This is a genomic window from Rhodococcus sp. BP-160, from assembly GCF_019836205.1.
Classification (GTDB): Bacteria; Actinomycetota; Actinomycetes; order Mycobacteriales; family Mycobacteriaceae; genus Rhodococcoides.
Map to the genome: position 1 here is coordinate 695,038 of NZ_JABUEK010000002.1, position 26,221 is coordinate 721,258.

Sequence of the window (26,221 nt, forward strand, 5' to 3'; positions counted from 1 at the left end):
CGACGTGGACGCGACCGATTCTCCCTACCTCGCAGGGCTCGATCTGGCCGGTCGTCGCGTGGTCGTCGTCGGTGGGGGCAGTGTCGCGCAGCGGCGGCTCCCGCTGCTGGTGTCGTGCGGCGCGAAGGTCGTCGTCATCACCCGCGAGGCCACCCCGGCCGTCGAGGGCATGGCGAGCTTCGGTCAGATCGAGCTGGAGTTGCGCGACTATCGCGACGGCGATCTGCACGAGGCCTGGTACGCCATCGCCTGCACCGACGAGGCCGAGACCAACGCGGCCATCGTCGCGGAAGCGGCGCGCTCCCGGATCTTCTGCGTGCGCGCGGACGTAGCGAGAGACGGCACGGCGGTCACGCCTGCCAGCGCGGAGTACGACGGTCTGACCGTCGGCGTGCTCGCCAGCGGAGAGCATCGCCGGTCCGCCGCCGTGCGCAACGCCGTGCTGGACGGGCTGCAGTCCGGGGCCATCGCGGACGCACCGGAGAAGTCGATCGCGGGGGTCGCACTCGTGGGCGGTGGACCGGGGGACCCGGACCTCATCACCGTGCGGGGGCGCCGCCTGCTGGCGCGTGCCGACGTGGTGGTGGCCGACCGTCTCGCGCCGCCCGAGCTGTTGGCCGAACTGGGACCGCACGTCGAGGTGATCGACGCGTCGAAGATTCCGTACGGCCGGTTCATGGCACAGGAGGCCATCAACGACGCGTTGATCACGCATGCCCGCGCCGGCCGGTTCGTGGTCCGACTCAAGGGCGGCGATCCCTACGTCTTCGGCCGCGGATACGAGGAACTCGAGGCGTGCACCGCAGCGGGCATTCCCGTCACCGTCGTTCCCGGCATCACCAGCGCCATCTCGGTGCCGTCCGCCGCCGGTATCCCGGTCACCCATCGTGGCGTCACGCACGAGTTCGTCGTCGTCAGCGGTCATCTGCGCCCGGATCACCCGGACTCGCTGATCGACTGGCCGTCCCTGGGCCGGTTGCGCGGCACCATCGTGCTGCTCATGGCGGTCGAGCGCATCGGAGCCTTCGCGGACGTGCTCGTCGAGAACGGGCGCGCCGCGGACACGCCGGTCGTGGTGGTCCAGGAGGGCACGACGCGGTCGCAGCGGGTGGTGCGGGCAGATCTGACCACCGTCGCCGAGCGGGTGCGTGCGGAGAACGTGCGCCCCCCGGCCATCATCGTCATCGGACCGGTGGCGGGATTCGACGCCGCGGCCGTGATCGGCGCAGCCTCGTGACCCGGCCGATGACCTATCCCGTGACCGAGCGGGCCTTCGGACTCGCGATCATCGCGCTCAGCGGCATGCAGTTGATGGCCGTGCTCGACGGCACCGTGGTGAACCTCGCGCTCGCTCCGCTGCAGGCCGAACTCGGCCTCAGCGATGCCGGTCGCAACTGGGTGGTCTCGTCGTACGTACTGGCCTTCGGCGGGCTCATGCTCCTCGGCGGGCGCATGGGCGACGCCTTCGGACGCAAGCGCATGTTCCTCGTCGGAGTCGCACTGTTCACAGTGGCGTCCGCGGCCTGCGGACTCGCGCAGAACGAGGCGATGCTGGTGCTGGCCCGCGTGATCCAGGGCGCCGGCGCCGCGGTCGCGTCGCCCACGGCGTTCGCACTGGTGGCCACCACGTTCGCGCCGGGGCCCGTCCGCAATCAGGCCATCGCCATCTACGCGGCCATGACCGGTGTCGGCTCCTTCTCAGGTCTCATCATCGGCGGCGCGCTCACCGAGGTCTCGTGGCGGTGGATCTTCCTCATCAACGTGCCGATCGGTCTCGCGATCCTGGCCCTGGGATGGCGCGCGCTCACCGAGACGGCCGGCGAACGGGCACCCCTCGACGTGCCGGGGGCGATCCTCGCGACGCTCGGATCCACCGGTGTCGTGTTCGGCATCGTCGAGGGTCCGGAACGAGGCTGGACGGACGTCGTCACCCTCACCGCGATCGTCGTCGGTCTGTTCCTGCTGCTCGCGTTCCTCACCGTCGAGCGGCGCGCCAGGAACCCACTGCTGCCCTTCGAACTTTTCCGCGACCGGGACCGCGTCGCCACCTTCGTCGCCATCTTCTTCTCCGGCGGCGCCCTGTTCGCGATGACCGTGATCGTCGCGGTGTTCGTCCAGGACGTGTTGGACTACAGTCCGCTGCGCGCCGGCATCTCGTTCATCCCGTTCGGTGGCGGCATGGCGCTCGCCGCCGTCGCGTCGTCGTGGCTGGCGCCGCGGGTCGCACCGCGCTGGATCATCGCGACCGGCGCGGTCCTCACCGTCGGGTACCTGATCTTCGCGTCGACCATCACGGTGGAGTCGACGTACTGGAAGAACCTGTTCCTCCCCATCGGCGGCATCGGTTTCGGCGTCGGACTGGCGGTCATCGCCCTCCCGCTCTGCGCGATCGCCAACGTCGACCAGAAGAACATCGGGCCCCTCACCGCCATCTCGCTCGTCGCGCAGAACCTGGGTGGCCCACTCGGCCTCGCTGTGGTCAGCGCGATGGCGGCGTCGAAGACGCTCTCACTGGGCGGTCGGACGGGCTCGGCCGTCGACATGACCCGGCCGGAGATCGTCGCGTTGGGAGAGGGCTACACGTTCGCTCTTCTCGGCTGCGCCGTTCTCGCCGCGGTCGCCGCCGTCTCGGCGTTGTTCATCCGCTACAGCGCGGCCGACGTCGCCCAGGCCAAGGCAGCCCAGGACGCGGTTCACCGCTGACGGTCGGCGGGCAGGTCCGCCTCGTTCGCCGCCGCGCGCCCGGACTCCCATCCCGCGAGGTCCAGCCGGGGTCCACGGATCGACCGGGTGGCCGGGAACAGTCGCTCGACCTCTGCCTCGACGGCCACAGTCTGCGTCGCCAGCATCGGCAGCAATTCGCCGGACCGGCGACTCGCCTCCTCGAGGGCCAGCGCGTCCGACTCGGCGAGGCGTTCACCCAGCCGCACGGCATAGGCCCACAGGAACGCGGTGTCGAACCCGGATGCGGCCTTCTTCCGCCGAGCCGGTCGGGGAGCGCGAGCCAGAGCGCGCGCCGCCTGCACCGAGAGGGAGGTGAAGAGCATCTCGGTCTGCTCCACGTCGACGGGTGCACCCACCACCGTCGCGAGGGCGTGATCGGTGTCCCAGACCACCCGGGTGCGGTTGACCGTCGCCACCACGTGCAGCAACTGGGCACGCGCATCCGCGTGCGGATTGTCGACGTGCACACGCCTGCTCACGACGTCGGTCCGGCCCTCGGCGAGCACGAGGGTGTCGACGGAGTACTTCGTCATCAGTTCCTGCGCCTTCGCGGTGAACGCATCGGCCTCCTCCTCGAACTCGGTCGAGTCCGCCTTGGCGAGAAGCCCCCTGATGCGCCCGAGCATGCCGGACCCGACGACGGTGTCGGGCGGCAGCAGGTGTGCGGTCCGGGCCGACGGCCACTGCGACGGCAGCGCGCCGATCCGGGTGAGTCGGGGCAGGCTCTGCCACCGCCCGAGCAGCGTGAGCACGGCGATCCACTGGTCACTGACGGCGATGTAGTCGGACGCACCGCCGAGGCGCAGACGCGCGGCGAGCAGACTCGGAGACGCGTCGACAGGCGACTCGACGTCCGGGCGCAGCGCCCGGATCGCCTCGACCTGGCGCACCCAGCTCTCGGGTGCGCGCGAGGTGGCGTCGGAGAGTTCGGCCTCGTGCAGGAGGGCCGCCGCGGCGAGTCCGGTGACCTCGGCGGTGCAGTGGCGGCGGACGACGTGCAGCAGGTCGAGCGGTTGCCACCCCTCCTCGTACAGCGCCGTGATCGTGGACAGGAGCGTGACGGACCCCTGAGCGAGGGGATCCGCGTCGGTGCAGGCGACCAACTGGTCCGCGACGTCGTCCACCACGCGTTGCGAGGCGGTGCGACCGGCGGCGGCATCGGCGCCGCGCTGCAGCAGTTCCGGGACCGGGTTCATTCGGTCAGCACGATCACCTCGGTCGGCGATGCGACCTCGGCTCGGAGTCCTGCACGGACGGCGACCGCGGCGACGGCCCGTGCGCTCGTGGGTTCCGCGCGGGTGACGGTCAGCGCCCGTGCCAGCAGTCCCTTGTGATGCTTGTTGAAATGGCTGACGACGGTGCGGGATCCGTCGGGTTGCTCGGTGAGCACGGTGGCGGTGACCGCGCCGGGTATGGGGCCCAGGTCGCGGTAGATTCCCGAGCGCAGATCGACGACGAGACCGTCGGCCGCGGCGGTGACCGCCGCGGGCAGCACCGGCTTCCACAGGGCGCGGAGCGTGGGGAGCCCGGGCAGTGCGGACCCGCCCGAGAGCCGGTACGCCGGAACCGGATCGTCCGCTCGCACCGCACCGAAGAGGGCGGACCCGATCGCGAGGCGCTGCCGAGCCTTGGCCTTCTGCGCCCGGGTGAACGATGCCGCGTCCAACGCGTCGAACAACACTCCGGTGTAGCGCTCGAGAGCCGGTCTCGTCGCCGAGACCGTCAGGGCCGCATTGCGCTCGATCTCGTCGTCCTGCTTCGGCGAGAGTCCCAGGGCCGTGCGGGAGGCCGCGGGATCGTCGGCGAGGGACACGAGAGCGTTCACCAGCGTCGATCGGACGTCGGTGAGCTGCGGAAGCCACAGCCGGTCGAGATCGAGCGGATCGCCGCGGCCGCCCGCGGACTTGGTTTCGGACGGTGGCAGAAGAACGAGCACGGCAGGAACGGTACCGACACACCCACGGACTAGGCTGTGCGCCTGTGATCACCCGTCTGTCCCACCTGTTCCTGCGCACGCTTCGCGACGATCCCGCCGATGCCGAGGTACCGAGCCACAAGCTCCTGGTGCGCGCCGGCTACGTCCGCCGCATCGCTCCCGGTGTGTACTCGTGGCTGCCGCTCGGGCTCCGGGTGCTGCGCCGCGTCGAGCAGGTGGTGCGCGAGGAGATGAACGCGATCGGTGGCCAGGAGATCTCGCTGCCGGCGCTGCTGCCGCGCGAACCGTACGAGGTGACCAACCGCTGGACCGAGTACGGCGACGGGCTGTTCCGGCTCAAGGATCGCAAGGGCGTCGACATGCTGCTCGGGCCGACGCACGAGGAGCTCTTCGCGCTGACGGTCAAGGGGGAGTACAGCTCCTACAAGGACCTGCCGGTCACGCTGTACCAGATCCAGACCAAGTACCGCGACGAGGAGCGTCCGCGGGCCGGCATCCTGCGCGGCCGTGAGTTCGTCATGAAGGACTCGTACTCGTTCGATCTGGACGAGGCGGGTCTGAAGACCTCCTACGAGGCCCACCGCGAGGCGTACCAGCGGATCTTCGAGCGCCTCGGTGTCAGCTACGTCATCGTCGCGGCCACGTCCGGTGCGATGGGCGGGAGCGCGTCCGAGGAATTCCTCGCGGAATCGGTCGTCGGCGAGGACACCTACGTGCGGTGTGTCGAGTCCGGGTACGCCGCGAACGTCGAGGCCGTCACGACGCCGGCTCCGCCGTCGATCCCCCTCGAGGGCCTGCCGCAACCGACGGTGCACGAGACCGGCGACACCCCGACCATCGCGACGCTCGTCGACTGGGCGAACGGTGCGGATCTCGGCCGCACGGTCACCGCGGCGGACACGCTCAAGAACGTGCTGCTCAAGACACGCATCCCCGGCGGTGAGTGGGAACTGCTCGCCGTCGGCGTTCCCGGTGATCGTGACGTGGACGAGAAGCGCCTCGAGGCCTCCCTCGCCCCTGCCGAGTTCGTCATGCTGGGCGACGCGGACTTCGCCGCCAATCCGTTCCTCGTCAAGGGGTACATCGGACCGAAGGCCTTGCAGGACAACGGCGTGCGTTACCTCGTCGACCCTCGCGTCGTCGACGGTACGGCGTGGATCACCGGCGCGAACGAGAAGGGCAAGCACGTCGTCGATCTGGTCGCGGGCCGCGATTTCGTCGCGGACGGCACCATCGAGGCCGCCGAGGTGCGCGACGGTGATCCCTCTCCGGACGGCCGCGGCGCACTGGTGTCCGCTCGCGGCATCGAGATCGGCCACATCTTCCAGCTCGGTACCAAGTACACCGACGCCTTCGCGGTCGACGTCCTCGGCGAGAACGGCAAGCCCACCCGCCTGCTCCAGGGCTCGTACGGCGTCGGCGTGTCCCGCCTGGTGGCTGTCATCGCCGAGCAGATGCACGACGACAAGGGTCTGCGGTGGCCCGCGTCCGTCGCACCCGCCGACGTGCACATCGTCATCGCCAACAAGGACGTGGGCGCGCGCGAGGGTGCCGAGGCGCTCGCCGTCGAACTCGACGCGCACGGACTCGAGGTCGTCCTGGACGACCGTCCCAAGGTGTCTCCCGGTGTGAAGTTCAAGGACTCCGAGCTGATCGGTGTGCCGCTCGTCGTCGTCCTCGGTCGCGGCTGGGCGGACGGCACCGTCGAGCTGAAGGATCGCTTCACCGGTGAGGCTCGCGACGTTCCGGCCGAGTCGGCGGGCCGGGAGGTCCTGCGCGCGGTCGGGCGACCCGTGTGAGCACCTCGTCGTCGAGCGAGTCTCTCCCTGCCGTCCTGACCCGGCTCGTCGACGCTCGCCGAGTCCTGCTGATCGCGCCGACACACGGACGATCGGCCGCTCTCGCGGCCGACGCGGTCGGCGAGCGCGGCTCCGTCGTGGTGCTCGCCGCGGACGAGAGCGTCGCGGCCGTCCAGGCCGACACGGAGGCGGCACGAGGCCGGGTGGAGATCGTCGCCGGCGATCCCGCCGGATCGTTGCCGCAGCTCCGCACGGACGACGACACGACCTTCGGTGTGGTGTCCGCCGACGTCTCGCGGGCCGGTGCGGCCGAGGCCGTGCAGTACCTCGAGTGGGCGCTGGTGCTCGGTCGACCCGGGACCGCCGTGGTGGTCACCGGTGACGCTGACGGGGCGACGTGGACCGCGGTGCAGGACATGGTCGACGGTCACCCACGGCTCGCCGCGGCGTCGTGGACCGCGGGCACCGCGGTGATCGTCGCCGCCGTGACCGATCAGCCCTGAGCCGAGGTCCCGACCGGCGGAGGAGTCAGGTCGCCGGAGTGCCGGGAAAGGCCACCGTCGACGGGAAGATGCCGAGGATCGCCTTCCACGCCGAGGCGCGCCGAGCGGAGTCCGTGAGGGCGACGATGCCGATGTCGCGGGTGTGCCCGGACTGGGCCCGTTCGACGACCGACCGCCAGGCGACTGCGGCGTCGTCCTCGACCTGCGCCGCGAGCCGTGCCGCCGCCACCGCGTCGGTCACCGGGAACGGCACCGTGTACCCGGCCGCGGGCTCCGGTGCGGTGACGCTGGCCGCGGTCAGGGCGTCGATGGTGCCGTCGCGCCGCGCTCGGTGGTCGGCGGCGTACTGCGCGACCATCGGATCGCGGGTGGGGTTCGAGAACGCCGCGATGACGCCGTACGCGAAGACGGCGGCGAACTCCACGTTCAGCGCGTCCACGAGGGCCTGCTGCTCCGGGCCGAGATCACTCATCCGGCCACCGCCGCGGACGCCAGCGTGCACGCGGCACTGATCGACCCGAGCAGGCCCGCTCGGTAACCGGACAGCGCACGCGCGTCGTCGGCTGCGCTGCGGCCCGCGTCCGACAGCGCCGTGGACAACTCGGTGAGTGCCGGAGCCGGCACCGGCTCGGCGGTGCCGGTCGCCGCAGCGGCGGTCCCGGACACCGTGGGCGGGGGAGTGAGACGTGCGATCTCAATGTCGAGCGCGTCGGCGTGGGCGGTCCGCTGATCGGCGATCACGGTGAGAGTGTCGACCGCCGCCGGGTTCTGCGCGATCGCCGCCGTCGCGGCGGCGGCGTCCCGGCGGGCCCGGGCGGCATGGGCCGCGAGCGGATCGGGCTGCGCCGCCTCGTCGTCCTGCGTACCGTCCGAGCACGCGACCGTCGAGGCGAGGATCGTCGTGCCCGCTACCGCTGCTCCCGCACCGCGCAACATCGTGCGCCGCGAGAGCGTCGGGAGACTGCGGCCGTGCAGGAAGACCGGTCGGTGCGGAACTGTCGGTGGCACCCGGTCATCGTGCCAGACACGGACACCGTCCCCGCGCCGGACACGAGCACTCTCGGCGCGACGACGCAGCGTGTCGGGAGACGCGCCCCGGTCGCGGTATCGTGGTCCCTTCCCAGTTCGCCGGTGGCGAGCTGTACAACTTCAGCGAGGAGTGGTCGAGCGATGCCGGTTCCATCCAGGGAGAGGGTCGTCGCACTCCTCTCCGCACACGTGGCGGGCCCGGGGTTCACCGACGGCGATCTCGATCTCGAGGACGTCACCGTGTCGAAGGCCGGTGCTCACAGCGTCGTCAAGGTGATCGTCGATCGGGATTCCGGATTCGAGCTCGACGCGCTCGCTCGGCTGAGCCACGAGATCTCCGACATCCTGGACGCGGCAACCGAATTCGGGGACACCGCGTACAACCTCGAGGTGACCACGCCCGGTGTCGACCGACCCCTGACCGAGCCTCGCCACTGGCGTCGTGCTCGCGGCCGGATGGTCACCGTCGTGCTCGGGGACGAGACGATCGACGCCCGCGTCGGGGAGCTCAGGACCTCGGAGGGCGGTACGACCGAACTGGATCTCGTTCTCCGCTCGCGCACCGGTCCGACGCTGCGCACCGTGCCGCTCGACGCGGTCACGTCGGCCACCGTGCAGGTGGAGTTCAAGAAGCCCAATCCTGCGGAGCTCGAGATGGCGGGCGGCGTCACGCCCGGACGCTTCGATCCGCTGAACCCGCCGGAGGAGCCCGTCTCCGGTGACGAAGACGACGACACAGACGACGAAAGCCGATAACGACGTGAACATCGACATGACTGCCCTCCGCGCGATCGAGGCGGAGAAGGGCATCACCATCGACGCGGTGATCGAGACGCTGCAGAGTGCGCTGCTCACCGCGTACAAGCACACGGCCGGTCACCGGTCCGACGCCTACATCGACGTGAATCGCAAGAGTGGCGAGGTCCGCGTCATGGCACGCGAGACCGACGAGAACGGGAACTTCGTCTCCGAGTGGGACGACACCCCCGAAGGGTTCGGTCGCATCGCCGCGACCACCGCGCGTCAGGTCATCCTGCAGCGACTCCGAGACGCCGAGAACGAGAAGTCGTTCGGTGAGTACTCGACGCACGAGGGCGAGATCGTCGGCGGTGTCATCCAGGCCGACGCACGGCTGAACGCACGCGGCACGGTCGTGGTGCGGATCGGCAGCGACTCCGAGGGCGTGGACGCGACCATCCCGCCGGCGGAGCAGGTGCCCGGTGAGACGTACGAGCACGGCGACCGGATCAAGTGCTACGTCGTGGGCGTCACCCGCGGCACTCGCGGCCCGCAGGTCACCCTGTCCCGGACGCACCCCAACCTGGTCCGCAAGGTGTTCGCGCTCGAGGTGCCGGAGATCGCGGACGAGTCCGTGGAGATCGTGTCGGTGGCCCGCGAGGCGGGACACCGGTCGAAGATCGCCGTGCGGACGTCGGTGTCCGGCCTGAACGCCAAGGGCGCGTGCATCGGTCCGATGGGCCAGCGTGTCCGCAACGTCATGAGCGAGCTGGCCGGCGAGAAGATCGACATCATCGACTACGACGACGATCCCGCCGTGTTCGTCGGGAATGCGTTGTCACCGTCGAAGGTTGTCTCTGTCACGGTCGTCGACGCGGCTGCCCGCGCCGCGCGTGTGGTGGTGCCCGACTACCAGTTGTCGCTCGCGATCGGCAAGGAAGGTCAGAACGCGCGGCTCGCCGCGCGCCTGACCGGGTGGCGTATCGACATCCGGAGCGACGCCGCGCCGACCGAGGACGATCACTGAGTCGGCGCGCGCGAGCGGGCGACGTTCCGAACCGGACCGAATCCGCGTTAGACTGTGACACGGCTCGACACGCGTTGTCCGACGACACCGCGTCCGCACCAGCTGGACCGGTGCGTACGTGCGTAGGATGCAGACAGCGCGAGTCGCCTTCCGCCTTGGTGCGGATCGTCGCCGGCGTCTCCGACACCGGCACGGTCGGTGCCGTGGTCGATCATCGCCGCAGACTGCCCGGCCGGGGTGCATGGTTGCATCCCGACGCGACTTGTCTGCAGCAGGCGGAGCGACGTCGAGCCTTCGGGCGTGCCTTGCGCGTGACCGGTCCGCTGGACCTGTCCGCGCTTGCCCGAGAGTTCGCACCGTGACGGTGTGGACCACACCCGATCGACCGGCCGAACGGTCGCGGCACCTCGCCGCGCCACGAGGAGAACAGGTACACGAATTCATGAGCACACCGTGAAGCACCGACGATGAACATCGTTTCGAGATAACCCGAGGTCGTGCGGGCGCCTGCCATAGGAGCCGCGCTCGACCTCTCAGTGAGGAGAGCAGTGGCAGGCAAGGCCCGCGTGCACGAGTTGGCTAAAGAACTCGGTGTCACCAGCAAGGATCTACTCGCTCGGCTGAAAGAGCAGGGCGAGTTCGTGAAGTCGGCGTCGTCGACCGTGGAAGCACCGGTCGCGCGACGTCTCCGTGAGTCGTACCCGTCCGCGTCCGGCGACGCGGCACCGTCGACCGGCGCCCGTCCGTCCGGAAACGGCGCAGGCCCGAAGCCGGGCGGCCCCCGCCCCGGTCCGAAGCCGGCTCCGGCGGCCCCCGAGGCACCGGCCGCAGCAGCACCCGAGGCGCCCGCCGCGCAGGCTCCGGCCCCGTCGGCTCCCGCCGCCCCGGCTCCGACACCCGCAGCACCTGCCGCTCCCGCGGCACCGGCTGCTCCGGCGGCACCCGCCCCCGAGGCACCGGCAGCGTCGGCGCCCACAGTGCCCGCTGCTCCCGGCCCCAAGCCGGGACCGAAGGCACCGCGCGTCGGCAACAATCCCTACTCGTCCGCACCCGTCGAGCGCCCCGCGCCGCGTCCCGCTCCGGGACAGGCCGGTCCGCGACCCGGCGCCCCGCGTCCGGCTCCGGGCCAGGGTGGACCTCGTCCGGCCGGCGGCGCACCCGCTCAGGGTGGAGCAGGTCGTCCCCCCGCAGGTCAGGGTGGACCTCGCCCCGGCGGACCCCGTCCCAATCCCGGCTCCATGCCTCCCCGCCCGAACCCGGGTGCCATGCCGAGCCGCTCGGCTCGCCCGGCTCCCGCAGCCGGCGGTCGTCCGGGTCGTCCCGGCGGCGCACCGGGCGGTCGTCCCGGCGGTGCCGGTGGCGGCGGCGGTTACCGCGGTGGCGGCGGCGGTGCACCCGGCGCTCCCGGTGCCGGCGCACCTGCCGGTGGCGGCTTCCGTGGTCGTCCCGGTGGCGGTGGCCGTCCCGGCCAGCGCGGCGCCGCGGCAGGCGCGTTCGGTCGTCCCGGCGGCGCAGTCCGTCGTGGCCGCAAGTCGAAGCGGGCGAAGCGCGCCGAGTACGAATCCATGCAGGCTCCCGCAGTCGGTGGCGTGCGGTTGCCCCGTGGCAACGGTGAGACGATCCGTCTCGCTCGCGGCGCATCGCTGTCCGACTTCGCGGACAAGATCGACGCGAACCCGGCTGCACTCGTGCAGGCGCTGTTCAACCTCGGCGAGATGGTGACGGCGACTCAGTCGGTCAACGACGAGACGCTCGAACTGCTCGGCGGCGAGATGAACTACGTCGTCCAGGTCGTGAGCCCGGAGGACGAGGACCGCGAACTGCTGAACTCGTTCGACCTCACCTACGGCGAGGACGAGGGCGGCGAGGACGAGCTCGAGCAGCGTCCCCCCGTGGTCACCGTCATGGGTCACGTCGACCACGGCAAGACGCGACTGCTGGATTCGATCCGTAACGCCACCGTGCGTGAGGGCGAGGCCGGTGGCATCACGCAGCACATCGGTGCCTACCAGGTCCTCACCGAGCTCGAGGGCAACGAGCGTCTGGTCACCTTCATCGACACCCCCGGTCACGAGGCCTTCACGGCCATGCGTGCCCGTGGTGCCAAGGCCACCGATCTCGCGATCCTCGTGGTCGCGGCCGACGACGGCGTCATGCCGCAGACGGTGGAGGCGATCAACCACGCCCAGGCAGCAGACGTGCCGATCGTGGTCGCGGTCAACAAGATCGACAAGGAAGGCGCGAACCCGGACAAGATCCGGCAGCAGCTGACCGAGTACGGCCTCATCGCCGAGGAGTACGGCGGCGACACGATGTTCGTCGACATCTCGGCCAAGCAGGGCACCAACATCGATGCCCTTCTCGAGGCAGTGCTGTTGACGGCCGACGCGGCGCTCGATCTGCGCGCCAACCCGGACATGGACGCACAGGGTGTCGCCATCGAGGCACATCTCGACCGTGGTCGCGGACCGGTGGCCACCGTGCTCATCGCTCGCGGAACCCTGCGTGTCGGTGACTCGATCGTCGCCGGCGATGCCTACGGCCGCGTCCGTCGCATGGTCGACGAGCACGGCGAGGACGTCATCGAGGCGCTCCCGTCGCGTCCCGTCCAGGTCATCGGCTTCACGTCGGTGCCGGGTGCCGGTGACAACCTGCTCGTCGTCGACGAGGACCGGATCGCCCGTCAGATCGCGGACCGCCGCAACGCTCGCAAGCGCAACGCGCTGGCAGCGAAGTCGCGCAAGCGGATCAGCCTCGACGATCTCGATGCCGCACTGAAGGAGACGTCGCAGCTCAACCTGATCCTGAAGGGCGACAACTCCGGCACCGTGGAGGCCTTGGAGGAGGCGCTCGTCGGTATCGCGATCGACGACGAGGTCGAACTGCGCGTCATCGACCGCGGCGTGGGTGGTGTCACCGAGACCAACGTCAACCTGGCGTCGGCGTCCAACGCGATCATCATCGGCTTCAACGTCCGTGCCGAGGGCAAGGCGACGGAGCTGGCGAACCGCGAGGGCGTGGACATCCGGTACTACTCGGTGATCTACCAGGCGATCGACGAGATCGAGAAGGCCCTCAAGGGTCTGCTCAAGCCGGTCTACGAAGAGGTCACGCTGGGCCAGGCCGAGATCCGCGCGCTGTTCCGTTCCTCGAAGGTCGGAAACATCGCCGGTTGCCTCGTCACCTCGGGTCTGGTGCGCCGCAACGCGAAGGCTCGACTGCTGCGTGACAACAACGTGGTCGCCGAGCTCGTCACCATCTCGTCGCTCCGGCGCGAGAAGGAGGACGCGACCGAGGTCCGCGAGGGCTACGAGTGTGGTCTGACGGTGACGTACTCCGACATCAAGGTCGGAGACGTCGTGGAGGCGTACGAGCTTCGGGAGAAGCCGCGCGACTGATCGACGAGAACGTACGGGTGTGGCCCGCGGCATGTCCGCGGGCCACACCCGTTCGTCGAAGACGGTGTCCGACCCTGCTATCGATGAGGTGCTCGTGTTTCTCGGTGCTCTCGAACTCGACATCCTGCTCGGCGACGTACATTCGCTGAAGGAGAAACGTTCGGTGATCAAGCCCGTCGTCGCTGCCCTGCAGCGCTTCGGTGTGTCGGCCGCCGAGACCGGGGAACAGGAGCGTTACCGTCGTTCGATGGTGGGTGTCGCCATCGCCACCGGGGACGTCGCCCACCTGCACGAGGTACTCGACTCGTGCGAGCGACACGTGGCCGAGAGGCCGGAACTACAACTACTCGCAGTTCGGCGCCGAGTGTTCGGGCCAGAGGACTGATGGACGAAGGAGACGCATCGTGGTGGACCAAGCCCGCGCTCGTAAACTGGCCAAGCGCATCGGTGCGATCGTCGCGACGGCCATCGATCACGAGATCAAGGATCCGCGGCTGTCGTTCGTGACGGTCACCGACACCAAGGTGACCCCGGACCTGCACGACGCCACCGTCTACTACACCGTGCGCGGCGAGACGCTCGACGCCGAGCCCGATTTCCAGGCTGCCGCTCTGGGTCTGGAGAAGGCCAAGGGCGCTCTGCGCACCAAGGTCGGTGCCGGTACCGGCGTGCGCTTCACCCCGACGCTGACCTTCCGTGCGGACACGGTGCCCGACACCGCGCGCCACATGGAGGAACTGCTCGAGCGTGCCCGCCAGATCGACGACAAGGTGGCTCAGGCCGCTGCGGGGGCGCAGCCCGCCGGTGATCCGGATCCGTACAAGGTGCCTCGAAGCGACACCGACGAGCTCTGAGACCCCGGTGACCGACACGCTGCGCGCAGACATGCAGAAAGCCGTCCGTCTTCTCGAGGACGCCCGGACGGTGACTCTGCTGTGCCACGTGCAACCCGACGCCGACACCATCGGCAGTGCGCTCGCCCTGGCCATCGCGCTCTCGCGACGCGGCGCGCGGCCGACCGTGTCCTTCGCGGCGCCCGCCTCGTTGCCCGAGTCGATGATCGGTCTGCCGGGAGCGGAGTTCCTGGTGCCGCCCGCCGAGGTCCCGACGGACGCGGACCTGGTGGTCACCGTGGACGCCGGCAGTCGAGGCAGGCTCGGGTCACTGGGTGACCGGTTGGACGGCGCCGTGTCCCTGGTCGTCGACCATCACCGGTCCAACACCTTCTACGGCACGCATCACGTGATCGATGCGAGTGCGGAGTCCACCACCGCGGTGGTCGCCGTGCTGTTCGACGAGTGGGGCGTCGAGATCGACCGGGACCTCGCGCACTGCCTGTTCGCCGGCCTCGTGACGGACACCGGATCGTTCCGCTGGGTCCGGCCGGGCTCCCACCTGCTGGCCGAGCGACTTCTCGCGACCGGGATCGACGGTGCCGCCATCTCGCGCCGCCTGCTCGACACCCACCCCTTCGCCTGGCTGCCGATGCTGGGCGCCGTCCTGGGCTCGGCGCGCCTGGTTCCGGACGCGGCCGGCTCGCGTGGGCTCGTCTACGCGATCGTGCGGCTCGAGGACTCTCGCGGACTGCGTCCCGAGGAGATCGAGAGCGTCGTGGACATCGTGCGCACCACCGCGGAGGCCGAGGTGGCCGCCGTGTTCAAGCAGAACGAGGCGGGCTGGGCCGTGTCGTTGCGCGCGAAGAGCAGTGTCGACGTCTCCGTCGTGGCGTCCGCGCTGGGTGGGGGCGGCCACAAGTTCTCCGCCGGCTACACCGCGACGGGCCCGATCGAGGACGACGTCGACGCCCTGGTCGCCGCGCTCGGGTGACCGAACGCTCCGCCGTGGACGGGCGGGTGTCCGCTCGCACCCTGTTCGGCCTCGCGTTCCCCGCACTCGGCGTCCTGGTGGCCGAGCCGCTGTACCTGCTCTTCGACTCCGCGGTGGTGGGTCGACTCGGTGCGCTCCCACTCGCGGGTCTGGCCGTCGGTGGCCTCGTTCTCGCCCAGGTGAGTACGCAGCTGACGTTCCTCTCGTACGGGACGACCGCGCGCGCGGCACGGCTGCACGGTGCGGGCCGGGACGACGACGCCCGCAACGAGGGCGTCCAGGCCACGTGGCTCGCAGTGGTGCTGGGCCTCCTGCTGATCCTGGTGGTCCAGCTCTTCGCGAACCCGATCCTGTCGGTGCTGGGCGGCGGGGGAGACATCACCGCCGAGGCCACCACGTGGCTCCGAGTCGGCGTGCTCGGCACCCCGTTGATCCTCGTCACGCTCGCCGGGAACGGGTGGATGCGCGGCGTGCAGGACACCGTGCGGCCGTTGCGGTACGTGGTGGCGGGGCTCGCACTGTCGGCCGTGCTGTGTCCCGTCCTCGTGCACGGTCTGATCGGCGTTCCGGCTCTCGGCCTCGTCGGGTCCGCCGTGGCCAACGTCATCGGCCAGGCCGTCGCAGCGACGCTGTTCGTCTCCGCCCTGATGCGCGGGCCGCGGACCCGCTCGCTCCGGCCGGATCTCGCGATCATCCGCCGCCAGCTCGTCCTCGGCCGGGACCTCGTGCTCCGCTCGTTCGCCTTCCAGGCCTGCTTCCTGTCCGCGGTGACCGTGGCGTCACGCTTCGGTGCCGGTGCGGTCGGGGCCCATCAGGTGGTTCTGCAGTTGTGGAATCTCGTCGCGTTGATGCTGGACTCGTTGGCCATCGCCGCACAGTCCCTGGTCGGCGCCGCGTTGGGGGCGGGCCGTGGCCGCGCCGCGTCGATGCTCGCCTCGCGGGTGACCGCGTGGTCCGTCGGTTTCGCCGTGGTGCTCGCAGGACTGTTCGCCGCCACCCACGCCGTGATCCCGCCGCTCTTCACGTCCGACTCGTCGACCCTGATGAGCATCGACGGCATCTGGTGGTTGTTCGTCGCGCTGATCCCCGTCGCCGGCGTCGTGTTCGCCCTCGACGGTGTGCTGCTCGGGGCCGGGGATGCCGCCTTCCTGCGGAACGCGACTCTCGCGAGCGCCGTCGTCGGATTCCTGCCGCTGATCTGGCTCGCGGCGATCCTCGACTGGGGGTTGCCGGGAATCTGGGTGGGCCTGATGGTGTTCGTCAGCCTGAGAGCGGTCTCCGTGGTCTGGCGGACCGCGTCGGGCGCCTGGATCAGAACGGGGACCGATACCGTCGGGAGCCGAACATCAACCGCAGAAGGGTCGTGAGTGTGCCAGCCAAGTTGTGGGCCGTCAGCGACATCCACGTCGGTCACAAGGGCAACCGGCCCGTCACCGAGGCCATCGAACCGGAGAGCCCCGAGGACTGGCTGATCGTCGCCGGAGACGTGTCGGAGAAGACGGACGACATCCGCTGGGCGCTCGCCGAGCTGAAGTCGAAGTTCGACACCGTGATCTGGGTGCCGGGAAACCACGAGCTGTGGACCACGGTCAAGGACCCGGTACAGATGCACGGTGAGGCGCGCTACGACTACCTGGTCACGATGTGCCGGGAACTGGGTGTGCTGACGCCCGAGGACCCGTTCCCCGTGTGGGAGGGCGAGGTCGGGCAGGCCGGAGGCCGGTCGGGATATATGGGCCCCGTCACGCTGGTGCCGATGTTCGTGTTGTACGACTACTCGTTCCTGCCCGCGGGCACCACGAACAAGCTCGACGGTCTGGCGCTGGCGCGCAGCCGCAACGTGGTGGCCACCGACGAGTTCCTCATCACCCCGACGCCCTACGCGTCCCTCGACGCGTGGTGCGCGGCGCGGCTGGCGATCACCGAGAAGCGGTTGGCCGAGGTGGACACCTCGATCCCGACGGTGCTGATCAACCACTGGCCGCTGGTGCGGCAGCCCACCGAGGTGCTGTTCTATCCCGAGTTCGCCCTCTGGTGCGGAACCACGGCGACCAAGGACTGGCACACCCGCTACAACGCCCTGTGTGCGGTCTACGGCCACCTCCACATCCCACGGACGACGTACTACGACGGCGTGCGGTTCGAGGAAGTGTCGGTGGGCTACCCGCGCGAGTGGAAACGCCGCGGACTCCCGGATCAGGTGCTGCGACAGATCCTTCCGGTCCCCGAGTACCCGCCGGGATCGTTGAACAAGTTCGGCGGCCACTTCACGGTCACGCCGGAGATGGAAGCGGAAGTGGAGAAGATGCGAGCGGAGAAGCGACTGTGACGACGGCACGAGAGACCTCCCTGCTCGGCGGGCTGCTCGCGCGCGGCGTCGTCGCCGAGGAGCTGTTCGAGGATCCGCCCGGTCTCACCCCGCACCCCCGCGAGGCGCATCTCGTGGAGAAGGCCGTCGACAAGCGCAAGCGCGAGTTCACCTCGGCGCGGCACTGCGCCCGACTCGCGATGGGCCGGCTCGGACTCGAGCCCGGTCCGATCCTGCGCGGCGAGATGGGATCGCCGGTGTGGCCGGGCGGCGTCGTCGGCTCGCTCACGCACTGCGACGGCTATCGCGCCGCCGCCGTGGGCTACGCGTTGCAGGTCCGCTCGGTGGGCATCGACGCGGAACCGCACGAACCGCTGCCGGACGGCGTGCTGAAAGCCGTGAGCATCGAGGCCGAGCGTGAGGTCCTGGCCACCCGCACCGACGACGAGGTGCAGTGGGACAAATTGCTGTTCTGCGCCAAGGAGGCGACGTACAAGGCCTGGTACCCGCTGACCGGGCGGTGGCTCGGATTCGAGGACGCGCACATCACCTTCGAGCGCGATGCCGACTCGGCGGGACGCTCGACTGTCACCGGTACCTTCCGCTCCCGGCTGCTGGTCCCCGGCGACACCACCAGCGGCGCACCGCTCACCTCCTTCGACGGACGCTGGGCCGTCTCCGACGGCCTCGTCGTCACTGCGATCACGGTCTTCTGACGGCCGGCCTCCGGCCTTCCCGCGATCTTCTGACAGACTTCTTCCTCGTGCCAGCTCACCCCAAACCCCCCACAGGACTCGACGGCGCCGGACTTCTGGTGGTGGACAAGAGTGGCGGAGTCACCAGCCACGACGTCGTCTCCGCCTGTCGCAAGGCCTTGAAGACGCGCCGCATCGGACACGCCGGCACTCTCGATCCCATGGCGACGGGGGTGCTGGTGCTCGGTGTCGAGCGAGCGACCAAGATGCTGGGTCTGCTGTCGCTGACCACCAAGGAGTACACCGCGACCGTCCGCCTCGGAGCCGCCACCACCACCGACGACGCCGAGGGCGAGACGGTGTCGACGGCGGACACGAGTGCGGTGACGGACTCCGGGATCGACGAGGCCGTCGCCGCGCTGACCGGGAAGATCAGTCAGGTCCCGTCGAGTGTCAGCGCCATCAAGGTGGACGGCAAGCGCGCCCACGCTCTCGTTCGGGAGGGCGAGGACGTCGTGCTCGAACCGCGCACGGTCACCGTCTCCCGCTTCGACGTCCTGGAGCGTCGCCGGGGGAGCGACGTGATCGATCTGGACGTCCACGTCGAGTGCACGTCCGGGACCTACGTGCGGGCGCTCGCGCGAGACCTGGGTGCGTCTCTGGGCGTCGGCGGCCACCTGACCGCGTTGCGGCGCACCCGGGTCGGACCGTTCACGTTGGAGCACGCCCGCACTCTCGACGAGGTGCGGGACGACCCGCACGTGAGCCTCGACATCGACGCTGCCGCTCGCACGGCGTTCCCGCACCGGACGGTCACGTCGGACGAGGCCGAATCGTTGAGCCAGGGACGCTGGCTCGACCCGATCGGGATGCCCGGCATCTACGCGGCACTGGACGAGAACGGCCACACCATCGCCCTGGTGCAGGAACGCGGCAAGCGGGCCAGCACCGTGATGGTCGTGCGGCCGGCCACGCTGCGCCCCTGAGTTCGTCGGGGCGGTCCGGCGTCAGTCCGTGGTCATCCAGATCGCCTCGGCGGCAACATGACCCAGGTCGAGTACCGTGTCGGCCACCTGCACGGCCACGGTCCCGGCGAAGTCGCGGCGCTCGACCATCGTGATCGACAGGTCGAGGGTGATGCCGATGGAATCGAAGTACCGCAACATGTCCGGATCCGAGTCGGAGATGCGGGTGACGTGGCCCTTCTGGCCCGCGACGAAATCGCTGAGCGGTACCGCCGGCGGTGCGGGAATGGTGCCGTCGATGGTGGGGATGGGATCACCGTGCGGGTCGCGTGACGGCCGACCGAGCTTGGCGTCGATGCGCTCGACGAGCAGGTCCGACACCGCGTGTTCGAGCACCTCGGCCTCGTCGTGCACCTCGTCCCAGCCGTAGCCCATCTCCTCGACCAGCCAGGTCTCGATGAGCCGATGCCTGCGGACCATGCCGATGGCGGCGCGCCGCCCGGCCTCGGTGAGCGTGATGGACCCGTAGCGGGCGTGGTCGACGAGGCCCTGATCGGCGAGTTTGCGTACCGCCTCGGAGACCGTGGACGGCGAGACGCACATCCGGGAGGCGAGCATCTTGGTGCTCACCGGCTCGTCGGAGTACTCGCTCGCGGTCCAGATGACCTTGAGGTAGTCCTGCGCGACGGTGGAGAGGGCAGGGGCTGGCACGCCGACAGCTTAGCCGTCGGTGCGCCGGACGTGACCGGTCGATCGTCGGCCCGTAGGCTCCTGGTCGTGGAGAGATGGCGAGGTCTCGACGATGTCCCGGCCGACTGGGGCAGATGTGTTCTGACGATCGGCGTGTTCGACGGCGTACACCGCGGCCACGCCCAATTGATCGACCGCGCCGTGACATCGGCGGCGGCACGCGGAGTGCCGAGTGTGCTCATGACCTTCGATCCGCATCCGATGGAAGTGGTGCGTCCAGGCAGTCACCCGGCCCAGCTGACCACCCTCACCCGGCGTGCCGAACTGGCCGAGGAACTGGGCATCGACGTCTTCTGCGTCATGCCTTTCACGCCGGAGTTCATGAAGCTCACCCCCGATCGCTACATCCACGACATCCTCGTCGAGCGGCTGCACGCCGCCGAGGTCGTGGTGGGGGAGAACTTCACGTTCGGCAAGAAGGCCGCCGGCAACGTCGATCTGCTCCGGTCCGCCGGCACGCGGTTCGGGTTCGCGGTCGACGGTGTCACTCTGCTGGCCGAGGAGTCGGTCACGTTCTCCTCCACCTACATTCGCGCCTGCGTCGACGCCGGTGACGTCGCGGCCGCCGCCGACGCGCTCGGTCGACCCCACCGAGTCGAGGGCGTGGTGGTGCACGGTGACGGCCGTGGCCGCACCATCGGCTACCCCACGGCCAACGTCAAGCCGCCCATGCACGCCGCCATCCCGGCGGACGGGGTGTACGCGTCGTGGTTCACGGTGCTCGGACCCGGACCGATCATGGGTACCGTGACTCCCGGAAAGCGTTGTCGCGCAGCGGTGTCGGTGGGGACCAATCCCACGTTCTCGGGGCGCACCCGCACGGTGGAGGCGTTCGTCCTGGACGGCGACGCCGATCTCTACGGGCAGCACGTCGCGGTGGACTTCGTCGAGCGTCTGCGCGGCATGGAGGCCTTCGCCTCGGTGGACGAGCTGATCGCGCAGATGGATCTCGACGTCGACCGTGCCCGCGACATCCTCGCCGCCCTGGACGCCTGAATGAAGAGGTGTCGTTCGGGCCTCGGCCACTGAGGTAGAATGGACGACTGTTGTTCGCTGCGGTCCGCGGCGGCTGCAACACCGCGCCCTCGGGTGCGGCACCATCCACGCGCGGACGGCACTGCATCAGGAGTTTCACTGTGGCTTTGACCACCGAACAGAAGAAGCAGATCCTCGGCGAGTACGGCGTCCACGAGACGGACACCGGATCGCCGGAAGCCCAGGTGGCGATGCTCACCAAGCGCATCCAGGATCTCACCGAGCACCTCAAGGTGCACAAGCACGATCACCACTCGCGTCGCGGCCTGCTGCTGCTCGTGGGTCGTCGTCGTCGTCTGCTCAAGTACGTGCAGAAGGTCGACGTCGCGCGGTACCGCTCGCTCATCGAGCGTCTGGGACTGCGTCGATAATTTCCGTCATGGTTCACGCGATCGCGCCGGCGAGGCAGCCCACGGCTGTTCCTCGTCGGCCGTTCGTCGTGGACCGGTAGTGTCACAGCAGTACTCCCTCTCCGGGAGTGCACAGCACCACAGGTAGGCCGCCGACTCGGCGGTGAGCACCATCAGCCGTTCGTCCCCGACACACGTCGCGGTGTCGGTCTTCGGTAGTGGTCTCTCGGTTTCCGGACGCGCGGAGCGCGACCCGGCCCGGGGGACTTCGATCGTGGGCCGCCTCCGCTCGCACGTCGACTCGGGGACGCCGCACCGGACCACCGGGTTCGAGTGCGCGCCCGGGTGGGCACGGCGAAGACGAGAGGACGAGAAGACTTCCATGTCAGAGACCACCACGAACACCGCAGCGGCCACCGAGGTCGACGAGGGCGTGTTCGAGACCACCGCCGTCATCGACAACGGGTCGTACGGCACCCGCACCATCCGCTTCGAGACCGGCCGGCTGGCCAAGCAGGCCGCCGGCGCCGTCGTCGCATACCTGGACGACGAGACCATGCTGCTCTCGGCCACCAGCGCCTCGAAGCACCCCAAGGACCACTTCGACTTCTTCCCGCTCACGGTGGACGTCGAGGAGCGGATGTACGCCGCCGGCCGCATCCCCGGATCGTTCTTCCGTCGGGAGGGACGCCCCAGCACCGACGCCATCCTGACCTGTCGCCTGATCGACCGGCCGCTGCGTCCGACGTTCGTCGACGGACTGCGCAACGAGATCCAGGTCGTCATCACCGTGATGAGCCTCGATCCGAAGGACCTGTACGACGTCGTGGCCATCAACGCCGCGTCGGCGTCCACCCAGCTCGCGGGCCTGCCGTTCTCCGGCCCCATCGGCGGCGTCCGTGTCGCCCTGATCGACAAGCAGTGGGTAGCGTTCCCCACCAACGAGCAGCTCGAGAAGGCCGTGTTCAACATGGTCGTCGCCGGCCGCGTCGTCTCGGGCACCGGTGCGGACGCCGACGTCGCGATCATGATGGTCGAGGCCGAGGCGACCGAGAAGGTCATCGCCCTCATCGAGGACGGCGCGCAGGCGCCCACCGAGGCCATCGTGGCCGAGGGCCTCGAAGCAGCGAAGCCGTTCATCGCATCGCTGTGCGAGGCTCAGAAGCAGCTCGCCACGGCGGCCGCCAAGCCCACCGGCGACTTCCCGCTCTTCCCCGCGTACCAGTCCGACGTGTTCGAGGCTGTCGAGGGTGCGGCTCAGATCCCGCTCAACGAGGCACTCACCATCGCCGGCAAGACCGAGCGCGAGAGCAAGCTCGACGAGGTCAAGAATCAGATCCTCACCAGCGTGGGCGACCGGTTCGAGGGCCGCGAGAAGGAGATCGGCGCAGCGTTCCGCTCGCTGACCAAGAAGCTCGTGCGTCAGCGCATCCTGCGCGACCAGTTCCGCATCGACGGCCGCGGCATCACGGACATCCGTGAGCTCTCCGCCGAGGTCGCCGTCATCCCGCGCGCCCACGGCAGCGCGTTGTTCGAGCGTGGCGAGACCCAGATCCTGGGCGTCACCACCCTCGACATGGTCAAGATGGCCCAGCAGATCGACTCGCTCGGACCCGAGACCAGCAAGCGCTACATGCACCACTACAACTTCCCGCCGTACTCCACCGGCGAGACCGGACGCGTCGGATCGCCGAAGCGTCGCGAGATCGGCCACGGAGCCCTCGCGGAGCGCGCGCTGCTCCCCGTGCTCCCCAGCCAGGAGGAGTTCCCCTACGCCATCCGTCAGGTCTCGGAGGCGCTCAGCTCCAACGGCTCCACGTCGATGGGCTCGGTCTGTGCGTCGACGCTGGGCATGCTCAACGCCGGTGTGCCGCTGAAGGCACCGGTCGCCGGCATCGCCATGGGTCTGGTCTCCGACCAGGTCGACGGTGAGACCCGCTACGTCGCCCTCACCGACATTCTCGGTGCGGAGGACGCGTTCGGCGACATGGACTTCAAGGTCGCCGGCACCCGCGAGTTCGTCACCGCCCTGCAGTTGGACACGAAGCTCGACGGCATCCCGTCGCAGGTTCTGGCCGGTGCGCTGTCGCAGGCCAAGGACGCGCGCGTCACGATCCTCGACGTCATGGCCGAGGCCATCGACGCGCCGGACGAGATGAGCCCGTACGCACCGCGCGTCACCGCGATCAAGGTCCCCGTGGACAAGATCGGCGAGGTCATCGGTCCCAAGGGCAAGATGATCAACTCGATCACCGAGCAGACCGGCGCCAACATCTCGATCGAGGATGACGGCACCGTCTACGTCGGTGCTGCGGACGGCCCGTCCGCACAGGCTGCGATCGACATGATCAACGCCATCGCGAACCCGCAGCTGCCCAAGGTCGGCGAGCGGTTCCTCGGAACCGTCGTCAAGACCACGGCATTCGGCGCGTTCGTCTCGCTGCTCCCCGGTCGTGACGGCCTGGTGCACATCTCCAAGCTGGGCAGCGGCAAGCGCATCAACAAGGTCGAGGACGTCGTCAGCGTCGGATCGAAGCTCCGCGTGGAGATCGCCGACATCGACAACCGCGGCAAGATCAGCCTCGTCCCGGTCGAGGACGACGCGGCAGCCGCCGCGCCGGCCGACGATCAGGTCGCCACCTCCGACGAGGTCAGCGCTGAGTAAGAAGTACACGAACGCGGCGGCGCGGTCTGCGGAGCTCTCGGGCTCCCGGCCGCGCCGCCGTGTGCGTACACCCGAACCGTCCGGCGTCCGCCGCACGGTGTTGCCGGGCGGCGTCCGAGTCGTCACGGAGTTCGTTCCCGGCGTGCGGTCCGCCTCGGTCGGCGTCTGGGTCGCCGTCGGTTCGCGCGACGAGGGCCGCACCGTCGCCGGTGCCGCGCACTTCCTCGAGCACCTGCTGTTCAAGGCCACCCCCACCCGTACGGCTCTGGACATCGCGCAGGTGATGGACGGAGTCGGCGGCGAGCTCAACGCGTTCACGTCCAAGGAGCACACGTGCTTCTACGCGCACGTGCTCGACGAGGACCTGCACCTCGGACTCGACCTGGTGGCGGACGTGGTGCTCCGCGGTCGCTGCCGCGCCGAGGACGTCGATGTCGAACGCCAGGTGGTGCTCGAGGAGATCTCGATGCGCGACGACGACCCCGAGGACCTGCTCGGTGACGCCTTCCTCACCGCGCTGTTCGGTGACCACCCCATCGGTCGTCCCGTCATCGGATCGGTGGAGTCCATCGAGTCCATGACGCGGAATCAGCTGCACTCGTTCCACACTCGGCGCTACACCCCGCCGCGCATGGTGGTGGCGGTCGCCGGCAACGTCGACCACGACGACGTGGTGGCGGGGGTCCGTCGCAGTTTCGCCGACCGGATCGCCGGTGCCGCCGAACCGGCACCGCGGCGTGGGGGAGCGGGCCGCATCACCGCGCGCCCGGCCCTGAGCCTGACGACGCGGGACAGTGAACAGGCGCACCTGTGCCTGGGCGTGCGGGCGTTCGGACGCCACGAGGGTCATCGGTGGGCGTTGTCGGTTCTGAACACCGCCATCGGTGGAGGGCTCAGTTCGCGTCTGTTCCAAGAGATCCGGGAGGAGCGCGGTCTCGCGTACTCGGTGTACTCGTCGGTGGACACGTTCTCCGACACGGGTGCGTTCTCGGTGTACGCCGGATGCCAGCCCGAGAATCTCGGCGAGGTCACCTCGGTGATCCGCGACGTGCTCGCGTCGGTGGCCACCGACGGCATCACGGACGCGGAGTGCGCTCGCGCGAAGGGGAGCATGCGCGGGGGACTGGTTCTCGGACTGGAGGATTCCGGATCGAGAATGAACCGGATCGGTCGCAGCGAGCTCAACTACGGCGACCACAGGTCGGTGGAGGAGACGCTCGCGCGCATCGATCAGGTGACCAACGACGAGGTCCGCGACGTCGCCCGGACCCTGCTGGCGCGGCCCATGGCGGCCGCCGTGGTCGGGCCGTTCTCGAAGGTGACGAAGCTCCCGGCCTCGGTACGCGGAGCCGTGGCCGGGAGCTGAGGCGTCTCAGGCCAGGTGAACGGTGGCCATCGCCTTGTGGCCGAGGATGCGCTTGCCCTTGTAGCGGGCGTCGATGGAGACCACCGCAGTCCGGGTCGCCTCGTCCTTCGACTTCACCGTGCCGTCGATGACGATCTCCGACTTGGACACCGGGTCGACCATGACGGGGCTGGTGAAGCGCACGGTGCAGTCCTTCAGGGCACCCGGGTCGCCGAGCCACTCGGACACGAAGCCGGTGCCGAGGCCCATGGTGAGCATGCCGTGGGCGACGACGGTGTCGAGCTCGAGCAGCGACGCGAAGTGGTCGCTCCAGTGCACGGGGTTGTTGTCGCCGACCACGCCCGCGTAGTTCACGAGATCGCCGCGCGAGAGCAGCACTGTCCTGGTGGGCAGTGCGTCGCCGACCGCCACGTCCTCGAAGCGCCGACGGGCATGGCCGGTGTGCGGGACGACGACGGGCGGGGCGTAGACCGTCTCGAGGTCGTCACCGCCGGGATTGACGTCGGCCACCTCGTCGGACGTGGACAGGGTGAACATGCCGTTCATGACCATGCCGCGCGCGACGTCCGCGATGCTGTCGTCGCCGTCGTCGGCGCGCCCGATGAGCAGTGTGGTGTACGTGATCTGCGCCAGCTCGTTGCGCTGGTTGGTGATGACGGTCTTGGTCACCATCATGTCGCGGCCGACGACCGTGCGGAAGGAGTCGAGCGAGACGTCGCACGTGAGCCGGTCGCCCGCCAGGATCGGCGCGAAGTACTCGGCATGCTGGTCTGTCTGCAGCATCCGGCTGAGGTCGTATCCGGTGGCGATCCGCTCGAGCAGCTTCTGCTGGGCGATGATGCCGACCAGCGAGAAGAACGTGGGCGGCGCCATCAGCGCCGGATAGCCGACCTCGAGTGCGCCCTCCTCGGTCCAGTGGACCGGATGGAAGTCGCGGACGGCTTTCGCGTACTCCCGCACCTTCTCGCGGCCGACCTCGTAGTAGTCGTCGGCGCGGTAGTGGTAGCCCACCATGTCCAGCGCATGCTGCGCCGGGTCGAACGTGGTGTCGCTCGCGACGGCGTCGGTGGCCAGGATCTCGGCAGTCATGACGGCAACCTATCCCC

General features: G+C 69.6%; 25 protein-coding genes. 19 read left to right on the forward strand and 6 right to left on the reverse strand.

What is annotated here, in order from left to right; all coding sequences use genetic code 11:
• Positions 1 to 4: 4 nt before the first annotated feature.
• Together cobA and HQ306_RS09715 are read left to right on the forward strand one after the other, a co-directional pair.
• Positions 5 to 1,237: a uroporphyrinogen-III C-methyltransferase gene (cobA, locus tag HQ306_RS09710; protein WP_222630836.1), complete on the forward strand. Its 1,233-nt coding sequence runs from the start codon at positions 5 to 7 to the stop codon at positions 1,235 to 1,237.
• A gap of 8 nt (positions 1,238 to 1,245) precedes the next feature.
• A complete protein-coding gene (locus tag HQ306_RS09715) occupies positions 1,246 to 2,703 on the forward strand; it encodes an MFS transporter (protein ID WP_222630838.1) in 1,458 nt (485 codons plus the stop codon).
• On the opposite strand, the gene HQ306_RS09720 is transcribed toward HQ306_RS09715, so the two are convergent.
• Both HQ306_RS09720 and yaaA read right to left on the reverse strand, forming a co-directional pair.
• Positions 2,694 to 3,920: a DUF2786 domain-containing protein gene (locus tag HQ306_RS09720; RefSeq protein ID WP_222630840.1), complete on the reverse strand. Its 1,227-nt coding sequence runs from the start codon at positions 3,918 to 3,920 to the stop codon at positions 2,694 to 2,696. The two genes, HQ306_RS09715 and HQ306_RS09720, sit on opposite strands and share 10 nt — an antisense overlap.
• Positions 3,917 to 4,660, reverse strand: a complete 744-nt coding sequence (yaaA, locus tag HQ306_RS09725) for a peroxide stress protein YaaA (RefSeq protein ID WP_056445002.1) — start codon at positions 4,658 to 4,660, stop codon at positions 3,917 to 3,919. Before yaaA ends, HQ306_RS09720 begins: the two co-directional genes overlap by 4 nt.
• A gap of 44 nt (positions 4,661 to 4,704) precedes the next feature.
• Here yaaA and HQ306_RS09730 point away from each other — a divergent pair, with 44 nt between their 5' ends.
• Together HQ306_RS09730 and HQ306_RS09735 are read left to right on the forward strand one after the other, a co-directional pair.
• Entirely contained in the window at positions 4,705 to 6,459 is a 1,755-nt protein-coding gene (locus tag HQ306_RS09730) for a proline--tRNA ligase (RefSeq protein WP_222630842.1), read from the forward strand.
• Positions 6,456 to 6,962 carry a hypothetical protein gene (locus tag HQ306_RS09735; RefSeq protein WP_222630850.1) on the forward strand — a complete coding sequence of 169 codons (507 nt, stop codon included), beginning with the start codon at positions 6,456 to 6,458 and terminating at the stop codon, positions 6,960 to 6,962. The genes HQ306_RS09730 and HQ306_RS09735 overlap by 4 nt, the downstream gene beginning before the upstream one ends.
• Positions 6,963 to 6,987: 25 nt before the next feature.
• On the opposite strand, the gene HQ306_RS09740 is transcribed toward HQ306_RS09735, so the two are convergent.
• Complete coding sequence (locus HQ306_RS09740) at positions 6,988 to 7,434, reverse strand: ferritin-like domain-containing protein (RefSeq protein ID WP_027505072.1); 447 nt, start codon at positions 7,432 to 7,434, stop codon at positions 6,988 to 6,990.
• Positions 7,431 to 7,970, reverse strand: a complete 540-nt coding sequence (locus tag HQ306_RS09745) for a hypothetical protein (RefSeq protein ID WP_308115475.1) — start codon at positions 7,968 to 7,970, stop codon at positions 7,431 to 7,433. Before HQ306_RS09745 ends, HQ306_RS09740 begins: the two co-directional genes overlap by 4 nt.
• A 162-nt stretch (positions 7,971 to 8,132) precedes the next feature.
• Between HQ306_RS09745 and rimP the strand changes: the two genes are divergently transcribed.
• From rimP to truB, 11 genes are all read left to right on the forward strand, one after another.
• Positions 8,133 to 8,747: a ribosome maturation factor RimP gene (gene rimP / locus HQ306_RS09750; RefSeq protein WP_027505074.1), complete on the forward strand. Its 615-nt coding sequence runs from the start codon at positions 8,133 to 8,135 to the stop codon at positions 8,745 to 8,747.
• A 4-nt stretch (positions 8,748 to 8,751) separates the two neighbouring features.
• Positions 8,752 to 9,756: a transcription termination factor NusA gene (nusA, locus tag HQ306_RS09755; protein WP_222630852.1), complete on the forward strand. Its 1,005-nt coding sequence runs from the start codon at positions 8,752 to 8,754 to the stop codon at positions 9,754 to 9,756.
• A 158-nt stretch (positions 9,757 to 9,914) separates the two neighbouring features.
• Positions 9,915 to 10,118 (forward strand): YlxR family protein, encoded by a 204-nt coding sequence (locus HQ306_RS09760; protein ID WP_373425284.1) that lies wholly within the window; start codon positions 9,915 to 9,917, stop codon positions 10,116 to 10,118.
• A 186-nt stretch (positions 10,119 to 10,304) separates the two neighbouring features.
• Positions 10,305 to 13,154, forward strand: coding sequence for a translation initiation factor IF-2 (infB, locus tag HQ306_RS09765; RefSeq protein WP_222630854.1), 2,850 nt, complete (start codon positions 10,305 to 10,307; stop codon positions 13,152 to 13,154).
• Between the two features lie 94 nt (positions 13,155 to 13,248).
• A complete protein-coding gene (locus tag HQ306_RS09770; protein WP_027505078.1) occupies positions 13,249 to 13,539 on the forward strand; it encodes a DUF503 domain-containing protein in 291 nt (96 codons plus the stop codon).
• A gap of 19 nt (positions 13,540 to 13,558) precedes the next feature.
• A complete protein-coding gene (gene rbfA, locus HQ306_RS09775) occupies positions 13,559 to 14,008 on the forward strand; it encodes a 30S ribosome-binding factor RbfA (protein WP_027505079.1) in 450 nt (149 codons plus the stop codon).
• 31 nt (positions 14,009 to 14,039) lie between these two features.
• A complete protein-coding gene (locus HQ306_RS09780) occupies positions 14,040 to 14,981 on the forward strand; it encodes a bifunctional oligoribonuclease/PAP phosphatase NrnA (RefSeq protein ID WP_222631496.1) in 942 nt (313 codons plus the stop codon).
• Entirely contained in the window at positions 14,978 to 16,348 is a 1,371-nt protein-coding gene (locus tag HQ306_RS09785; RefSeq protein WP_308115476.1) for an MATE family efflux transporter, read from the forward strand. Before HQ306_RS09780 ends, HQ306_RS09785 begins: the two co-directional genes overlap by 4 nt.
• A 2-nt stretch (positions 16,349 to 16,350) precedes the next feature.
• Positions 16,351 to 17,310, forward strand: a complete 960-nt coding sequence (locus HQ306_RS09790; RefSeq protein WP_056444971.1) for a metallophosphoesterase — start codon at positions 16,351 to 16,353, stop codon at positions 17,308 to 17,310.
• 20 nt (positions 17,311 to 17,330) lie between these two features.
• Positions 17,331 to 18,005, forward strand: a complete 675-nt coding sequence (locus HQ306_RS09795) for a 4'-phosphopantetheinyl transferase (RefSeq protein ID WP_056445312.1) — start codon at positions 17,331 to 17,333, stop codon at positions 18,003 to 18,005.
• A 47-nt stretch (positions 18,006 to 18,052) separates the two neighbouring features.
• On the forward strand, positions 18,053 to 18,970 hold the full coding sequence (gene truB / locus HQ306_RS09800; protein WP_056444968.1) for a tRNA pseudouridine(55) synthase TruB: 918 nt from the start codon (positions 18,053 to 18,055) through the stop codon (positions 18,968 to 18,970).
• A 21-nt stretch (positions 18,971 to 18,991) separates the two neighbouring features.
• Here the strand turns inward: truB and HQ306_RS09805 are convergent, their stop codons facing one another.
• Entirely contained in the window at positions 18,992 to 19,660 is a 669-nt protein-coding gene (locus HQ306_RS09805) for a metal-dependent transcriptional regulator (RefSeq protein ID WP_027505084.1), read from the reverse strand.
• Positions 19,661 to 19,726: 66 nt separating this feature from the next.
• Here HQ306_RS09805 and HQ306_RS09810 point away from each other — a divergent pair, with 66 nt between their 5' ends.
• The 4 genes from HQ306_RS09810 (at position 19,727) to HQ306_RS09825 (ending at position 25,115) form a co-directional block, all read left to right on the forward strand.
• Positions 19,727 to 20,695, forward strand: a complete 969-nt coding sequence (locus HQ306_RS09810) for a bifunctional riboflavin kinase/FAD synthetase (RefSeq protein ID WP_222630856.1) — start codon at positions 19,727 to 19,729, stop codon at positions 20,693 to 20,695.
• 140 nt (positions 20,696 to 20,835) lie between these two features.
• Positions 20,836 to 21,105 carry a 30S ribosomal protein S15 gene (gene rpsO / locus HQ306_RS09815; RefSeq protein ID WP_027505086.1) on the forward strand — a complete coding sequence of 90 codons (270 nt, stop codon included), beginning with the start codon at positions 20,836 to 20,838 and terminating at the stop codon, positions 21,103 to 21,105.
• 361 nt (positions 21,106 to 21,466) lie between these two features.
• Complete coding sequence (locus tag HQ306_RS09820; protein ID WP_056445309.1) at positions 21,467 to 23,749, forward strand: polyribonucleotide nucleotidyltransferase; 2,283 nt, start codon at positions 21,467 to 21,469, stop codon at positions 23,747 to 23,749.
• A 61-nt stretch (positions 23,750 to 23,810) separates the two neighbouring features.
• The gene (locus tag HQ306_RS09825) at positions 23,811 to 25,115 is read left to right on the forward strand and encodes a pitrilysin family protein (RefSeq protein WP_051613192.1); all 1,305 of its coding nucleotides are present in this window, start codon (positions 23,811 to 23,813) and stop codon (positions 25,113 to 25,115) included.
• 6 nt (positions 25,116 to 25,121) lie between these two features.
• On the opposite strand, the gene HQ306_RS09830 is transcribed toward HQ306_RS09825, so the two are convergent.
• The gene (locus tag HQ306_RS09830) at positions 25,122 to 26,204 is read right to left on the reverse strand and encodes a fused (3R)-hydroxyacyl-ACP dehydratase subunits HadA/HadB (protein WP_056444959.1); all 1,083 of its coding nucleotides are present in this window, start codon (positions 26,202 to 26,204) and stop codon (positions 25,122 to 25,124) included.
• Positions 26,205 to 26,221 lie beyond the last annotated feature (17 nt).

Excerpts from the sequence above, each read along its gene's own strand:
- HQ306_RS09820 (WP_056445309.1), top strand. The coding sequence starts at position 21,467 with ATGTCAGAGACCACCACGAACACCGCAGCGGCCACCGAGGTCGACGAG.
- HQ306_RS09780 (WP_222631496.1), top strand. The coding sequence starts at position 14,040 with ATGCAGAAAGCCGTCCGTCTTCTCGAGGACGCCCGGACGGTGACTCTG.
- HQ306_RS09740 (WP_027505072.1), bottom strand. The coding sequence starts at position 7,434 with ATGAGTGATCTCGGCCCGGAGCAGCAGGCCCTCGTGGACGCGCTGAAC.
- HQ306_RS09720 (WP_222630840.1), bottom strand. The coding sequence starts at position 3,920 with ATGAACCCGGTCCCGGAACTGCTGCAGCGCGGCGCCGATGCCGCCGCC.
- HQ306_RS09830 (WP_056444959.1), bottom strand. The coding sequence starts at position 26,204 with ATGACTGCCGAGATCCTGGCCACCGACGCCGTCGCGAGCGACACCACG.
- HQ306_RS09715 (WP_222630838.1), top strand. The coding sequence starts at position 1,246 with ATGACCTATCCCGTGACCGAGCGGGCCTTCGGACTCGCGATCATCGCG.
- rimP (WP_027505074.1), top strand. The coding sequence starts at position 8,133 with ATGCCGGTTCCATCCAGGGAGAGGGTCGTCGCACTCCTCTCCGCACAC.